The organism is Microbacterium sp. 4-7, assembly GCF_014332665.1.
Classification (GTDB): Bacteria; Actinomycetota; Actinomycetes; order Actinomycetales; family Microbacteriaceae; genus Microbacterium.
Genome location: NZ_MCRH01000001.1, coordinates 207,726 through 223,575, shown reverse-complemented (window position 1 = coordinate 223,575; position 15,850 = coordinate 207,726). Strand labels below are relative to the sequence as shown.

Sequence of the window (15,850 nt, the reverse complement as noted above, 5' to 3'; positions counted from 1 at the left end):
CGCGAGCGGGAGCGCGAGCGGGAGCGCGAGCGGGAGCGCGATCGGGAGCGGGAGCGGGAGCGGGAGCGGGAGCGGAGCGAATGCCGCCTACGCGGTCGCGCGCACCACGAGCTCGGTGTCGAGGATGACCGAGCGGGGGGATGCCCCGGCGATGACCTCGAGCAGCACGGCGACCATCTTCGCGCTGATCTGATCCCACGGCTGGCGCATGGTCGTGATGGGGGGCTCATGGGTGGCGGCGAGGCCTGAGTCGTCGAAGCCGGCGATCGCGATGTCCTCGGGCACGCGGCGCCCTGCGCGGCGGGCGGCGGCGATGGCTCCGGCCGCCATCCGGTCGGATGCCGCGAACACCGCGTCGACGTCGTGCTCGAGCATCCGCGTCATGGCGGCGAGTCCTGACTCGTACGAGTAGTCGCCGCGCTCGACCAGCGATTCGTCGTAGAGGTCGCCGAGCTCTTCGCGGAAGCCGACCAGGCGATAGCGACCACCGGGGGTGTCGTCGGGGCCGGCGATCATGCCGATGCGGCGGTGTCCCTGCGTCACGAGGTGCGCGGCCATGGTGCGGGCGGAGGCGATCTCGTCGACGGAGATCGTCGAGAGCTCGCGTTCGTGCCCGAGCGGCACGCCGCAGCACACAGTCGGGATGCCGACCTCGATCAGCTGATCGAGCAGCGGGTCGGACTCGTGCGACGAGATCAGCATGACGCCGTCGACGTGTCCCGCGCTGAGGAACTGGGCGACGCTCTCGCGCTCGGCGGGGGTCCCGGCGACGAGCAGCACGAGGGTCATGGCCCGCTGGGCGAGCGCTTCGGCGGCCCCGCGCAGCAGCAGCGCGAAGGTCGGATCGTCGAACAGCAGCTGCTGCGGCTCGGTCAGGAGGAAGGCGAGTGATCCGGCGCGGCCGGTGGCGAGGCTGCGGGCATGGTGGTTGGCGGTGTAGCCGGTGGCGAGGATCGCCTCTTCGACGGCCTGCCTGGCGTCGGGGGACACCCAGTGCCCGCCGTTGATCACTCGCGAGACCGTGCTGCGGGACACCCCCGCCTGCGCCGCGATCTGGCGGATCGTCGGCTTGCGCTTCGCGCTGACATCACTCATCGCCTGTGACTCTACCCACAGCATCCCGTCCAGCGGTAGTCCAACCTGGGACCGGTCTCAGTTCGGTAACGGCGGTTGTGGTCGACGCCGAACCTGGGGTAGAACTGAGACCGGTCCCAGTCATGTCCCCGTGACAACCTGAGACCGGTCCCAGTCGAATGAGCGACAGCACGTCGGGACCCGCACCACGACCACACCGACCCGATGGAGTGCCGATGACCTCGCCCCACGCCTGGCCCGACCTGCGCGGAATCGCCTACGGCGGCGACTACAACCCCGAGCAGTGGTCGCCCGAGACGTGGCGCGAAGACGTCATCCTGATGCGCGAGGCCGGGGTGAACCTGGTCAGTGTCGGCATCTTCTCGTGGGCGCTCATCGAGGTCTCCGAGGGCGAGTTCGACTTCGCCTGGCTCGACGAGCTGCTCGACCTCCTGCACGAGAACGACATCAGGGTCGACCTCGGCACACCGACGGCCTCGCCACCCGCCTGGTTCTTCGCGAGCAACCCCGACGCGCACGTCATCGACCGCGAGGGCCGCACGATGGGCTTCGGCTCGCGCGGCATGGCCTCGCACTCGTCGCCGGCCTACCGCGAGGCGATCGTGCGGATCGCGGATGCTCTCGCGGCGCGTTACGCACAGCATCCTTCCGTCGTGCTGTGGCACGTGCACAACGAGTACGGCGTTCCCGTCGGCGAGGACTATTCGCCCAACGCGGTCGCCGCCTTCCGGCTCTGGCTCCAGGAGAAGTACGGCTCGCTCGACGCACTGAACAGCGCGTGGGGCACCGCCTTCTGGGGCCAGCACTACTCGGCATGGGAGCACGTCGGCGCCCCGGCCATCGCCCCGAGCGTCGTGAACCCCGCCCAGCGCCTGGACTTCGCGCGCTTCACCGATCACCAGCTGCGCGCGTGCTTCATCGCCGAGCGCGACGCGATCCGCGCGCACGCCGACCAGCCGATCACGACCAACTTCATGGCGAACCAGAGCTGGACCACGGACCTCTGGGCGTGGGGCCGCGAGGTCGACATCGTCTCGGACGACCACTACCTGTGGGCCGCCGATGAAGACGCTCACATCGGCCTGGCGATCGCCGCCGACCTCAGCCGCTCGGTGGGCGGCGGCAAGCCGTGGATCCTCATGGAGCACTCGACCTCGGCCGTGAACTGGCAGCCGCGCAACATCGCGAAGCGCCGGGGAGAGATGAAGCGCAACTCGCTCACGCACCTCGGTCGCGGGGCCGACGGCATCCTGTTCTTCCAGTGGCGCGCCGGGCGCTCCGGTGCGGAGAAGTTCCACTCGGCGATGCTGCCGCACGCCGGCACCGAGTCGCGGGTATTCCGCGAGGTCGTCGATCTGGGTGCAGCACTCGGCCGCCTCGACGAGGTGCAGGGCAGCGTCGTGAAGGCCGACGTCGCGATCCTCTGGGACTTCGAATCGTTCTGGGCGCAGGACCTCGAGTGGCGCCCGTCCGAAGACGTCACGCACGCCGCCCAGGTGCGCCGCTTCTACGAGCAGCTCTGGCGTGACGGCATCACGGTCGACTTCGCCCTGCCCGGCCAGGACCTCTCGGGCTACCGCCTGGTCGTCGCTCCGGCGCAGTACCTGCTGAGCACGGCGGATGCCGCCAACCTCACCGCCTACGTCAACGACGGCGGCACCCTGCTCGTGTCGTTCTTCTCGGCGATCGTCGACGAGAACGACGCCGTGCACGCCGGTGGCTTCGTCGCGCCGTTGCGCGAGGCGCTCGGCCTCACGGTCGAGGAGTTCCTGCCGCTGCGCGAGGGCGAGAGCCACGGCCTCGACTGGGTCGACCACGAGGGCATCGTCGCGGACGTCTGGCAGGAGGACATCGCGCTCGAAGGCGCCGAGGTCGTCGCGAACTTCTCGGGCGGACCCGGCGAGGGCGAGCCGGCGATCACCCGCAACGCGCATGGCGCGGGGACCGGCTGGTACGTCGGCACCCGTCTGGATGCCGCGGGCATGCGCGCCCTTCTCCACGAGGTCTACGCGGATGCCGACATCACCCCGTCGGGTGTCGCCGACGGCCTCGAGGTCATCACGCGTCACGGCGCCGACGCGGTCTACCGGATCGCCGTGAACCACCGTGACGACGACGTCGAGCTCGATGCCTCGGGCATCGAGCTCCTCAGCGGCGCCGAGGTCTCGGGCGCCCTGACCATCGCGGCGGGCGGCGTCGCCGTCATCCGCACCTCCCACTGACCGCACGAACCGCACGAACCGCTTCACCCCGCACCACCCGCTTCACCCAGCACCACCCACTCACCGGTCGCGATGACGCGCAGCGCATCGTCGGCCACGACAGATAGGAAAACGCATGCGCAAGCACATCGGAGTCGGCGCACTCGCTCTGGCCGCGGCCGTGGTCCTCGCGGGCTGCTCCGCCGGCGCACCCGAAGGCGGCGACGACGCCGCATCCGGCGACGGCGCGGAACTCGTCATCTGGACGGACGCCGAGCGCGAAGCCGCGATCACCGCCGCCGCAGAGGCGTTCGAGGAGGAGACCGGCGCGAAGGTCACCCTCGTGCAGAAGAACTTCGAGGACCTCCGCAACGACTTCATCGCACAGGTCCCGACCGGAGAGGGCCCCGACATCACGGTCGGCGCCCACGACTGGCTCGGCGCGCTCGTCGCGGCCGGTGTCGTCGACACGATCGACCTGGGCGACAAGGCGTCGGAGTTCGAGCAGGTCGCGCTCGACGCCATGACGTACGACGGTCAGCTGTATGCGATGCCGTACTCGCTCGAGACCATCGCCCTCGTGCAGAACGTCGACCTGGTCGGCGCGGAGGCTCCCGCCAGCTGGGACGACATGATCGCCAAGGGCGTCGCCGCCGGCACCGAGCGCCCGTTCGTCATCAACACGGGTGGCGAGACCGGCGACGGATACACGATGTACGGACTGCAGACCTCGTTCGGCGCCCCCGTCTTCGTGCAGGACGACACCGGCTCGTACACGAGCGAGGTCGGCATGGGCGGCGCGCCCGGCGAGGCGTTCGCCACGTGGCTCGGAGCCAACGGGTCGAACGGCACCGGCTACATCTCGACCACGGTCGACTACGACATCAACAACGAGCTGTTCGCGTCGGGCAAGGCCCCGTACACGATCCAGGGCCCGTGGGCCATCAGCGCGTTCGAGGGCGTCAACGTCGCCGTGAACCCGATCCCGTCTGCGGGTGGCGAGACCGCTGCGCCGTTCGTCGGCGTGCAGGGCTTCTACCTCTCCAGCAAGAGCAAGAACGCGCTGCTCGCGCAGGAGTTCCTCGTGAACTACCTCGGCACCGAAGACGCGCAGCGCGCGCTGTACGAGGCCGACCCGCGCATCCCGGCGTGGACCACGCTCGCCGAAGAGGTGTCGTCCGACCCGATCACGGCCGGATTCGTGGCCTCGGCGCAGACCGGCGTCCCGATGCCGTCGATCCCCGAGATGGGCTCCGTCTGGGACCTGTGGAACGCCGCGCAGGCGCAGATCATCAACGGCGCCGACCCGGTGTCGACGTGGAACACCATGGTCGCCGACCTCGAGACGACCCTCGCCGGCTGACCCCGCCGGACGGGGAGGGGCCCGAACCCCTCCCCGTCCTGCGATCCTCAGACAGGACGCACACATGACGATCCAGGCACCGCCCGCCGAGGCGCCCACTCCCGTGGTGAAGCCCTCGCGCGAGTCCCATGCCCGCCGCTTCCGCGGCCTCGGCTGGGGCTTCCTCATCAAGCTCGCCCTCATGGCGCTGGTCAACGCCTTCGGCATCATGACGGCCATCTCGGCCTGGAGCGCCGAGTCGTGGATCGTGCTCGGCGTCGTCGTGCTGCTGGTGATCATCGCCGACTGGGTGTACTTCACCCGCAGGGCGCTGCCGCTGAAGTACCTGCTGCCCGGGCTGATCTTCCTGCTCGTCTTCCAGATCTTCATCTTCGGCTACACGGCCTACATCGCCTTCACGAACTACGGCACCGGTCACGTCGGCACCCAGGAGCAGGCGGTCGAGGCCGCACTGATCCAGGGCGAGCGCCGCATCGAGGGCTCGTCCGACTACCCGCTGTCGATCGTGCAGCGCGGCGCAGAGCTCGGCTTCGCGATCGTCGATGACGACGGCGACGTGCAGGTCGGCTCGGCCACCGAGCCGCTGACCACCGCATCCGGTGCCGAGATCGGCGCGACCGGCGCCCCCAGCGAGGTGCCCGGGTGGGAGGTCGTCCCGAGGGCGACCGTGCTGACCGATCCGGCACTCGGCGCGACCATCAAGGACCTCAGGGTGCCCGTGTCGGACGACCCGAACGACGGCTCCATCCGCACACGGGAGGGCTCGACCGGCTCGGTGTACGAACCGACGCTGGTGTGGGATGCCGAGGCGCAGACCATCACGGACACGCAGTCGGGCACGGTCTACACCGCCACAGAACTCGGCGCGTTCGTGGCCGAGGACGGCACGGCGCTGCCGACGGGCTGGTCGGTCAACGTCGGCTTCGCCAACTTCCTGAAGCTCTTCACCGACGCGAATCTCGCGGGCACTCTGCTGAGCGTGACCGTCTGGACCTTCGCGTTCGCGATCCTCTCGGTCGTCCTCAGCTTCGCCGTGGGGCTCGGCCTCGCGATCGTCTACAACGACCCGCGGGTCAAGGGTCGCCGGTTCCTGCGGGCGCTGTTCATCCTGCCCTACGCGTTCCCCGCGTTCATGGCCGCGTTGCTGTTCCGCGGCATGTTCAACGCCGAGTTCGGCGTCATCAACGACCTGTTCTTCTTCGGGTCGCAGATCAACTGGCTCGGCGACCCGTGGCTGACCCGGGCGGCGGTGATCTTCGTCAACGTCTGGCTGAGCTACCCCTACTGGTTCCTCGTCTGCACCGGAGCCCTGCAGTCGCTCCCCGGTGAGACGCTCGAGGCCGCCGAGATCGACGGGGCCAACAAGCTGCAGCGCTTCCGCGCCATCGTGCTGCCGCTGCTGCTCGTCTCGACCGCTCCGCTGCTGATCGCCTCGTTCGCGGTGGCGTTCAACAACTTCACCGTCATCTACACCTTCAACAACGGCGGGCCGGCGATCGCCGGAGCGCCCTACGCACTGGGTTCGACCGACATCCTCGTCTCGGCCATCTACGACGTCTCAGGCGTCTCGGGTGGTGCGGCCGACTACGGCCTCGCGAGTGCGCTGTCGATCATCGCCTTCATCGTGGTCGGTCTCATCTCAGCGCTGAGCTTCCGACAGACCCGCAAGCTCGAGGAGTACCAGTGATGAGTGAGACCAGAGTCATCGTGACCGGTTCATCGAAGGCCGAGGCCGCGCGCGCGGGTGCACGTCGGCGTCGCTGGTGGGGCGAGGTCGGCTGGAAGTACATCCTCGCCGCCGGCGTGCTGTTCTTCGCCGCGTTCCCGCTCGTCTACGTCCTCTCGGCCTCGCTCAACCCGAACGGCAGCCTTGCGGCATCCAGTGCGCTGTTCAGCGCGTTCGACCCGGCGAACTACATCGCTCTGGGTGAATCCCGCTACTGGGTCTGGTTCGGCAACACCCTGCTGATCGGCGGTGTCACCGCAGTCGGCTCGGTGCTCATGGGCGCCTGCGGGGCGTACGCGTTCTCCCGGTTCCGGTTCAGCGGACGACGCGCCAGCCTCACCACCCTGCTCGTGCTGCAGATGTTCCCGCAGGCGCTCGCGTTCATCGCGATCTTCCTGATGCTGCAGACGATCGGCGACGTCGTGCCGGCGCTCGGCATCAACTCGAAGATCGCTCTGATCTGCGTGTACCTCGGTGGCGCGCTCGGCGCGAACACCTTCCTGATGTACGGGTTCTTCAACACGATCCCCGTCGAGATCGACGAGTCGGCGAAGATCGACGGGGCCAGTCACGCGCAGATCTTCTGGCGGCTCATCATGCCGCTGGTCGTGCCGATCCTCGCGGTCGTCGCCCTGCTCGCGTTCCTCGCGGCGTTCGGCGACTTCATCCTGTCGAAGATCATCCTCACGTCCGAGGACAACTGGACCCTCGCCGTCGGCATGTACCAGTGGGTCTCGAACCAGCTGACCTCACGCTGGGGGCTCTTCGCCGCCGGCGTCGTGGTCGCCGCCGTGCCCGTGCTCGCGCTGTTCTTCTCGCTGCAGAAGTACATCGTGGGCGGGCTCACCCAGGGATCCGTCAAGGGCTGATCCGCACCTCCACCGCTCGAAAGGCCGTCATGCACCGTCGCACGCGTTCCCTTCTCTCCACCGCCCTGGCCACGGTCACCGCCGTCGCCCTGATCGGCGTCGCGCTGCCGGCGTCGGCCGCCTCGCCGGCCGCATCCGCTCTCGCTCCTGCGGCTGTCTCGGTCGACGGGCCGGTGGATGCCGCCATCACCGTCCCCCGGGTCGAGAACCTGCCGGACGACTTCATCGGCGGCGTCGACGTCTCGTCGGTGCTGTCGCTCGAGGAGTCGGGGGTGGTGTTCCGCGACGCCCAGGGCGCGCCGGGCGACCTGTTCGAGATCCTCGCGGACGCCGGGGTCACCGACGTGCGCGTGCGCGTCTGGAACGACCCGTTCGACGCGAACGGCAACGGCTACGGCGGGGGCGATGTCGACGTCGATCGGGCGATCGAGATCTCGCAGCGAGCGACGGATGCCGGCCTCGGCGTGCTCGTCGACTTCCACTACTCCGACTTCTGGGCCGACCCCGCGAAGCAGCAGGCGCCCAAGGCGTGGGAGGGGATGACCGCCGACCAGGTGGCGACCGAGGTGGGTGCCTTCACGCGCGATGCGGTGCGTCGCCTGGTCGATGCGGGTGTCGACCTCCGCATGGTGCAGGTCGGCAATGAGACGAACGGCGGAGTCGCCGGAGTGCGCGGCTGGGATGACATGGCGAAGGTGTTCTCGGCCGGTTCCGCCGCCGTGCGGGCCGAGGCGCCGGACACGCTCGTCGCCCTGCACTTCACCAACCCCGAGCGCGCCGGGTTCTACGCCGACGTCGCCGCGCAGCTCGATCGCCGCGACGTCGACTACGACGTGTTCGCGTCGTCGTACTACCCGTTCTGGCACGGGACTCCCGAGAACCTCACGGCCGTGCTCTCGCACGTCGCCGAGACCTACGGCAAGAAGGTCATGGTCGCCGAGACCTCGTGGGCGTTCACGCTCGACGACGGAGACGGTCACGGCAACGTCGTCGACCTGGCGTCCGAGGCGACGCAGTACCCGGTGAGCGTGCAGGGTCAGGCCGATGCCGTGCGCGCGGTCGTGCAGGCCGTCGCCGACGTGGGTGAGGCGGGACTCGGCGTCTACTACTGGGAGCCCGCATGGCTGCCGGTGGGTCCGCCCGCACAGCTCGAGCAGAACAGAACGCTGTGGGAGCGCGACGGATCGGGCTGGGCGTCGAGCTTCGCCGGCGAGTACGAGCCCGAGGACGCGGGGCACTGGTTCGGCGGATCCGCGTGGGACAACCAGGCGCTGTTCGGCTTCGACGGCACGGCATCCGATGCGCTGAACATCTTCTCGTACGTGCGCACCGGCGCCCAGGCCCCGCGGGCCGTCGAGTCGGTGCAGGCGGTCGCGCTGCAGGTGACCGAGGGCGATGCCGTCGAGCTGCCCGACGAGGTCACGGTGCTCTACAACGACGGGTCGTCGGAGCAGCAGCCCGTCACCTGGTCGTCGGCGGCCGGATTCATCGAGGGCGCCGGCGAGTACGTGATCTCGGGCGCGACGGATGCCGGCTTAGCGGCGTCGGCCACCGTCACCGTCTCGGCGCGCAACTACCTGCGCAACCCCGGATTCGAGGACGCGGACACGAGCATGTGGAGCGTCACCGGATCGGGACTCACGCTGCGCGCGTGGGACGACCCTCGGAGCGGCACGCACTCGGCGCACTTCTATGCGGGTGCCGGATACTCGTTCGACCTCTCGCAGACGGTCTCCGGACTGCCCGCGGGGTCGTATGTCGCACGGGCATCGCTGCAGGGCGACGGGGAGGGTGCCGACGGGCGTGCGTCGCTGTCGCTGTCGTCTGCGTCGGTCGCCGGCGCCGCTGCGGCGTTCGGCTTCGACGGCTGGCGCGTGTGGTCGACGCCGACGACCGAAGCGCTGCAGGTGGGCGCTGACGGCACGGCTGTCGTGCGGGTCTCCGCGGCGCTTCCGGCGGGGGCGTGGGGGACGATCGACGATCTCGAACTCGTGCGCGCACCGGTGCCCGGTGCCGACACCTCGCAGCTGCGAGAGCGGCGCGATGCGGCCGCGGCTCTCGACCTCGATGCCTATGTCGCGTCGTCGACGGTCGCGTTGCCCGGTGCGATCGCTCGCGCCGACATCGTGCTGGCTGCCGCGAGTCCGAGGGCGTCAGCGGTCACGGGGGCCTTGGACACACTGGCTGCCGCAGTGGACGCGCTCCTGCTTCAGGATGCGGCGACCACCGCGCCCGCTCGCGGAGTGCTGTCGCACGATAACGGTCACGATACGGGGCTGCTCGACGGCGACTTCACGCTCACCATGAACCTGTGGTGGGGGCAGAACGCCACGAAGCTGCGGGTGTTCGAGAACGGTGTGCTGGTCAAGACCGTGCCGCTCACCTTCGGGGGAACCTCCGCGCAGAGCGCGCAGATCGCCGTGACCGGCAAGACGAATGGCTCGTACGTCTACAGTGGCGAGCTGGTCAATTCGCGCGGTGTGACGGCGGTGAAGCCCGTGACGGTGACGGTGAAGGATGCCGCGCCCGGCACGCCCGTGCTCTCGGCCGACAACTGGGACGGCGACGGCTCATACACTCTCACCGCCGACATGTGGTGGGGCACCAATGCGACCTCGTATCGCCTGTATGAGGACGGCATGCTGATCTCCGAGGGCGACATGGTCGCGAACAGCCCCGCCGCGCAACGGGTGACGGTGCCGGTCGCTGATCGCGCGGTGGGGAAGCACACCTACCGCGTCGAGTTCGTGAACGCGGCCGGGAGCACCCAGAGCAAGACGCTCACGGTGGCGGTCAAGCGCTGACGTCAACACGTCCGAGAGCCCGACATCCTGAGGCGGATGCCGGGCTCTCGGGCCGTTCGCGGACTACTTGCTGAGGAAGTCCTTCAGCGCGGCGTTGACCTCGTCGGCGTGGGTCCAGAGCAGACCGTGGGGTGCGCCCTCGACCTCGACGTAGGTCGCGGCGGGCACGGCCTGGTGGAACCGGCGGGCGGTGGCGTCGATCGGAAGGATGTTGTCCTTCGTGCCGTGCAGGATCAGGGTGGGCTTGCCGGCGTCGCGCACGGCGTCGACGTCGCCGCGGAAGTCCTCGATCCAGCTCGGGACGACCGCGTAGGCCGCGACCGGGGCGCTGGTGACCGAGAGGTTCCAGTTGGCGTCGACGACCTGCTGGCTGATGCGGCTGCCGAGGTTCTCGTCGAGGTTGTAGAAGTTGTTGTAGAAGTCGGTGAACCACGCGTAGCGGTCGCCCTTGGCTGCAGCCTCGATGCCGTCGAAGACCTCCTGCGGCACGCCCTCGGGGTTGTCATCGCGCTGCACGAGGAACGGCTCGAGTGAGGCGAGGAAGGCGAGCTTGGCGACCCGCTCGTGACCGTAGGTGCCGACATAGCGGGCGAGCTCTCCGGTGCCCATCGAGAAGCCGACGAGCACGACGTCGCGCAGGTCGAGGGTCTCGAGCACGGTGTTGAGGTCTGCGGCGAAAGTGTCGTAGTCGTATCCGGTGCCGACCTTCGAGGACTGGCCGAAACCGCGGCGGTCGTAGGTGATGACGCGGTAGCCCTGAGCGAGCAGCTCACGGGTCTGGCGCTCCCAGCTGTGGCCGTTCAGCGGGTACCCGTGGATCAGGACGACGGGCTGACCCGATCCCTGGTCTTCGTAGTAGAGCTCGATCGGGGTGCTGTTCTCGTTTCCGACGGTGATGTAGCCCATGGTCCTGATCCTTTTCGGTCCGGTGAGAACGGTCGTTCTCGCTGATGTCTTCACTGTAGAGAACGCTCGTTCTCATGTCAAGTACACTGGGGTGATGACCGACGACACAGTGCGTGAACAGATCCTCGCGGCGGCCGACGAGCTCTACTACCGCAAGGGATACGCGGCCGTCGGAATGGATGAGCTGCGGGCTGCGGCCGGCGTGTCGCTGCGTCGCCTCTATGCCCTGTTCCCATCCAAGACCGACATCGTCACGGCCGTCCTCGCGCGCAAGCATCGGGAGTGGGAGTCGGGACTCACGGGAGCCGTGGCGGATGCCGGGGCAGACCCCCGCGAACGCCTGCTCGCCGTCTACGGGTACCTCGAGGACTGGTTCTGCACTGACGACTTCCGCGGCTGCGCGTTCATCAACGCGTTCGGCGAGCTCGGTGGCACGAACCCCGAGGTGGCCGAGATCGTGCGCGATCACAAGGCGTCGTTCCAGGCGTACATGGCCGACCTCGTCGTGGCGGCCGGAGCGCCGGCATCCCTCGCCGCGCAGCTGTCGATCCTCGCCGAGGGTGCGCAGAGCACCGCGGCGATCGCCGCCGACCCGCAGGTCGCCGTGCAGGCGCGCAACGCCGCCGAAGTGCTGATCGACGCCGCCGTCGCCGCCTGACCGCAACGGGAGAGCAGATTTAGCTAGCTTGGCTAGCGTTTATGCATCCCGGTGTCAAGGCTGGTGCGTTTGCGCCCTCGCGCGCGTATGTTGCGAGCATGGACTCCCGGACGCAGGACATCGCCCGCCAGACGATCATCATCGCCTCGGCCACCTTCATGCTCATCGCAGCGGCCGTCGGATCCGGTGCCTTCGGTGGCACCTCGGTCAGCGAGCTGCAGGATGGAGCGCTCTCGGCGCAGGGCTCATACCTCGCGCCGGCCGGCCCCGCCTTCTCGATCTGGTCGCTGATCTACATCGGCCTCATCGCCTACACGGTGTGGCAGGCGCTTCCGGCGCAGCGGGCGGATGAGCGCCAGCGAGCTGTCGGCGGATGGATCGCCGCGTCGATGATCCTGAACGGGCTCTGGCTCGTGACGGCGCAGTTCCTGTCGCTGCCGCTGACGGTCATCGTGATCGCCCTGCTGCTCGCGACCCTCGCTCGCGTCATCGTGATCCTCGGCCGCAGCCGTGCCCGCACCTGGCCCGAGCGCATCGTCGTCGACGGCGCGAACGGCCTGCACTTCGGCTGGGTCACCATCGCGACGGTCGCGAACACCACGGCCTGGCTCACGCAGATCGCGCCCGAGAGCTGGGCTGATCAGGCCGAGATCTGGGCGGTCGCCGTGCTCGCCGTCGTGCTCGTGATCGGGGTTGCCAGCGCCCTCGTCACCAAGCGCATCGCCCCTGCCCTCGCGACCGCATGGGGTCTCGGATGGCTCGCCGTCGGTCGTCTGACCGGCGAACCCGAGAGCACCGTGACCGCGATCGCCGCGATCGTCGTCGCGGTCGCCCTCGTCGCCGCGGGAGTCTGGGGAGTGCTGCGCCGCCCTCGCGCCGACATCGCCCTCTGACTCTGCGCTCGGTCGGCGTTCACAACTCAGCACAGATCGTGCGTGCGACGAGGTGAACCCGCCGATTCCGTCGGTTGACAGCAGCTCATGCTGAGTTGTGAACCGAGAATGACGAGAACGGCAGACCTGGCTCAGAGGACGAGCCGGTAGCCCATGCCCGACTCGGTGAGCAGATGCACCGGTGCGCTCGGCTCGGCCTCGAGCTTCTTGCGCAACTGCGACATGTACAGCCGCAGGTAGCCCGAGTCGGACACCTGTTCGCTGCCCCAGATCTCCTTGAGCAGGTCCTGCCGGGTGACCAGGGCTCCGGGATGCCGGGCGAGGTGCTCGAGCATGCGCCATTCGGTCGGTGTCAGGTGCACGCGCGCACCCGCCCGGGTGACCGTCTTCGTCGCGAGGTCGACCACCACATCGCCGAATCCGACGGTGGATTCCCCGCCCGCGGGCACCGCCCGACGAGACAGCGCCCGCAGCCGCGCGAGCAGCTCGTCGACCTGGAAGGGCTTGGTGACGAAGTCGTCGGCTCCGGCATCCAGGGCCTCGACCTTGTCGGCGGACCCGGTGCGACCCGACACGACGATGATCGGCACGGTCGTCCAGCCGCGCAGCGCCTGGATCACCTCGATGCCGTCGAGCCGCGGCATGCCGAGGTCGAGCATGATGAGGTCGGGGTGAGTCTGTGCGGCGACGGCCACGGCGGCGGCGCCGTCGGGGGCGACCACCACCTCGTACCCGTGGGCGGCGAGGGTGATGCGCAGTGCGCGCACCATCTGCGGGTCGTCGTCGGCGATGAGGAGCTTCACTCCGTCTCCTCCTGCATGATGTCGGGCTCTGCTGCGAGGGGCAGCGAGATGACCATGGTGAGTCCACCGCCGGGGGTGTCCTCGGGTGTCAGGGTACCGCCCATGCCCTCGGCGAATCCGCGCGAGAGGGCGAGGCCGAGGCCGAGGCCGGTGGTGTTGTCGGTGTCGCCGAGGCGCTGGAACGGCTGGAAGATCTCGTCGCGCTTCTCGGCGGGAACGCCGGCACCGCGGTCGATGATGCGGATCTCGGCGTGGTCGCCGATCGTGCTCGTCGAGACGATCACCCGGCTGTCGGCGGGCGCGTGACGGTGGGCGTTCGCGATGACGTTGACGAGCACTCGCTGCAGCAGCACCGGGTCGGCCGACACGGCGGGCAGCCGGGCATCGAGCGCGAGCTCGACATCCGACGGCCCGAGGCCGAGCTCGTCGACGGCAGCGAGCACGGGGCCCGCGACATCGAGCCGCATGGTCGAGACGGCGAGCACTCCGGCCTGCACCCGGCTGACGTCGAGCAGGTCGGTCACGAGCGACGACAGGGTCGCGAGGCTCTCGTCGGCCGTCGCGAGCAGCTCTTCCCGATCGGATGCCGACAGCGCGTGCGCCCCGCGGAGTCCGCCGATCGCGGCGACGGCCGAGGCCAGAGGGCGGCGCAGGTCGTGGCTGACCGCCGAGAGCAGGGCGCTGCGCACCTGGTCGGTCTCGGCGAGGGCAGCGACCTCGCGCGCCGTGGCACGCAGGTCGGTGTGCTCGATGGCCGCCGCCAGCTGCGCGACGATCGCGTCGAGCAGGCGTCGGGCGGGGGTGTCGAGGGGTTCGCCGTGCAGCTCGAGCACGGCGGGTGCCGATCCTCCGGCACCGACCGGGATGGTCGTGGCGCGTCCGTCGGGCACGGGTTCGCCGTCGCTGGCGAGCACCTCGCCGTCGGCGGTGAGCAGGCGGACGCCGGTGAGTCCGAACGCCTCGCGCGTGCGGCTGACGAGGGCGAGCACCGCGTTGTCGCCGCGCAGCACGTTGCCGGCCACGGCCGCGAGCAGCTCTGCTTCCGCGGCGGCGCGCTGGGCGGTGCGGGCTCGTCGGGCGGCCTGGTCGACGATGATGCTGACGAGGATGGCGATGGTCACATACAGCGCGAGGGCGAGCACGTGCAGCGGGTGCGCGATCGTGATGGTGAAGAGCGGGGCGACGAACAGGAAGTCGAGGGTGATGCCCGACAGCACCGCCGCGAAGACGGCAGGCCGCACGCCTCCCACCAGGGCCACGATCACGACGAGCAGCTGGAAGGCCAGCACTTCGACCGTGATCGACTCGGGGCTGCGGAACGCGAACATCGCCCACGAGAGCAGCGGGCCGACGACGAGCGCCAGTGCGAACCCGAGCGCTTGACGTCGCCAGCCGAGGGCGCCGCCGGTGATGCGGGGGAGTGCGACGCGGCCGCCCGCGGCGGCGTGGGTGACGATGTGCACGTCGATGTCGCCGGAGCGGCGGATGACCTCCGAGCCGATGCCCGGTCCCGTCAGCGCCGCCGCGAGACGCCCACGCCGGCTGACACCGATCACGAGCTGAGTGGCATCCGCCCCGTGGGCGAACTCGACGAGCGTGCCGGGGATGTCGTCGCCGATGATCTGGTGAAAGCTGCCGCCGAGGGATTCGACGAGCGACCGCTGCGCGGCGAGGGCGCCGGGCGTCTCATCGCGCAGCCCGTCCTGCGCAGCCACATGTACGGCGAGCAGTTCGCCGCCGGCCGAGCGTGCGGCGATGCGGGCCCCTCGGCGCAGCAGCGTCTCGCCCTCGGGTCCGCCGGTGAGGGCGACGACCACGCGCTCGCGCGCCTGCCAGGTGCCCTCGATGCCGTGGTCGGCCCGGTAGCTGCGCAGCGCGCTGTCGACCTCGTCGGCGAGCCACAGCAGCGCGAGTTCACGCAGAGCCGTGAGGTTGCCCAGACGGAAGTAGTTGGACAGGGCCGCGTCGATCCGCTCCGCCGGATAGACGAGTCCGGCGGAGAGACGGTCGCGCAGCGACTGCGGCGCCAGGTCGACGACCTCGATCTCGTCGGCGGCGCGCACCACGGCATCCGGGATCGTCTCCTGCTGCGCGATGCCGGTGATCTTCTCGACCACCGCGTTCAGCGACTCGATGTGCTGCACGTTCACCGTCGTGACGACGTCGATGCCCGCGTCGAGCAGCGCACCGACGTCCTGCCAGCGCTTCGGGTTCTGCGAGCCGGGGGTGTTGGTATGCGCGAGTTCGTCGACCAGCGCGATCTCGGGTCGGCGTGCGAGCACCGCATCCAGGTCCATCTCGCTGAGCGGCACGCCCCGGTGCAGATCGGTGCGACGGGGGACCTCGGGGATGCCGATGGTCTGCGCGGCGGTCGCCGCGCGCTCATGCGTCTCGACGATCGCGATCACGACGTCGCGGCCCTCGTCGAGCAGCCGGCGCCCTTCGACCAGCATCTCGAAGGTCTTGCCGACACCGGGGGCTGCGCCGAGCAGCACGCGGAGTCGGCCGCGCCGCGGCATCCGCTCTGCCGTC

11 protein-coding genes are annotated in these 15,850 nt (G+C 69.6%); 7 read left to right on the top strand and 4 right to left on the bottom strand.

The genetic code is table 11. The annotated features are described in order from the left end of the window. Positions 1-87: 87 nt before the first annotated feature. The gene (locus BEP68_RS00985) at positions 88-1,095 is read right to left on the bottom strand and encodes a LacI family DNA-binding transcriptional regulator (protein WP_053099357.1); all 1,008 of its coding nucleotides are present in this window, start codon (positions 1,093-1,095) and stop codon (positions 88-90) included. 215 nt (positions 1,096-1,310) lie between these two features. Here BEP68_RS00985 and BEP68_RS00980 point away from each other — a divergent pair, with 215 nt between their 5' ends. From BEP68_RS00980 to BEP68_RS00960, 5 genes are all read left to right on the top strand, one after another. Beyond that, the gene (locus BEP68_RS00980; RefSeq protein ID WP_056276337.1) at positions 1,311-3,317 is read left to right on the top strand and encodes a beta-galactosidase; all 2,007 of its coding nucleotides are present in this window, start codon (positions 1,311-1,313) and stop codon (positions 3,315-3,317) included. 115 nt (positions 3,318-3,432) lie between these two features. Continuing rightward, a complete protein-coding gene (locus BEP68_RS00975; RefSeq protein ID WP_056276340.1) occupies positions 3,433-4,659 on the top strand; it encodes an extracellular solute-binding protein in 1,227 nt (408 codons plus the stop codon). A 64-nt stretch (positions 4,660-4,723) separates the two neighbouring features. Next, positions 4,724-6,346: an ABC transporter permease subunit gene (locus tag BEP68_RS00970; RefSeq protein ID WP_072590577.1), complete on the top strand. Its 1,623-nt coding sequence runs from the start codon at positions 4,724-4,726 to the stop codon at positions 6,344-6,346. After that, complete coding sequence (locus tag BEP68_RS00965; protein WP_056276346.1) at positions 6,346-7,254, top strand: sugar ABC transporter permease; 909 nt, start codon at positions 6,346-6,348, stop codon at positions 7,252-7,254. Before BEP68_RS00970 ends, BEP68_RS00965 begins: the two co-directional genes overlap by 1 nt. Before the next feature lie 29 nt (positions 7,255-7,283). Next, positions 7,284-10,058, top strand: coding sequence for a glycosyl hydrolase 53 family protein (locus tag BEP68_RS00960; RefSeq protein ID WP_187248973.1), 2,775 nt, complete (start codon positions 7,284-7,286; stop codon positions 10,056-10,058). A gap of 63 nt (positions 10,059-10,121) precedes the next feature. Here the strand turns inward: BEP68_RS00960 and BEP68_RS00955 are convergent, their stop codons facing one another. Further along, positions 10,122-10,964: an alpha/beta fold hydrolase gene (locus tag BEP68_RS00955; protein WP_056276350.1), complete on the bottom strand. Its 843-nt coding sequence runs from the start codon at positions 10,962-10,964 to the stop codon at positions 10,122-10,124. Between the two features lie 94 nt (positions 10,965-11,058). On the opposite strand from BEP68_RS00955, the gene BEP68_RS00950 reads away from it, so the two are divergent. Continuing rightward, positions 11,059-11,622: a TetR/AcrR family transcriptional regulator gene (locus tag BEP68_RS00950; protein ID WP_056277669.1), complete on the top strand. Its 564-nt coding sequence runs from the start codon at positions 11,059-11,061 to the stop codon at positions 11,620-11,622. A 98-nt stretch (positions 11,623-11,720) separates the two neighbouring features. Beyond that, positions 11,721-12,515, top strand: coding sequence for a TspO/MBR family protein (locus tag BEP68_RS00945; RefSeq protein WP_187248972.1), 795 nt, complete (start codon positions 11,721-11,723; stop codon positions 12,513-12,515). Between the two features lie 131 nt (positions 12,516-12,646). Here BEP68_RS00945 and BEP68_RS00940 read toward each other — a convergent pair whose 3' ends face one another. Beyond that, complete coding sequence (locus BEP68_RS00940; RefSeq protein WP_053098537.1) at positions 12,647-13,318, bottom strand: response regulator; 672 nt, start codon at positions 13,316-13,318, stop codon at positions 12,647-12,649. Next, on the bottom strand, positions 13,315-15,837 hold the full coding sequence (locus tag BEP68_RS00935; protein WP_072592186.1) for an ATP-binding protein: 2,523 nt from the start codon (positions 15,835-15,837) through the stop codon (positions 13,315-13,317). Before BEP68_RS00935 ends, BEP68_RS00940 begins: the two co-directional genes overlap by 4 nt. Positions 15,838-15,850: the final 13 nt, after the last annotated feature.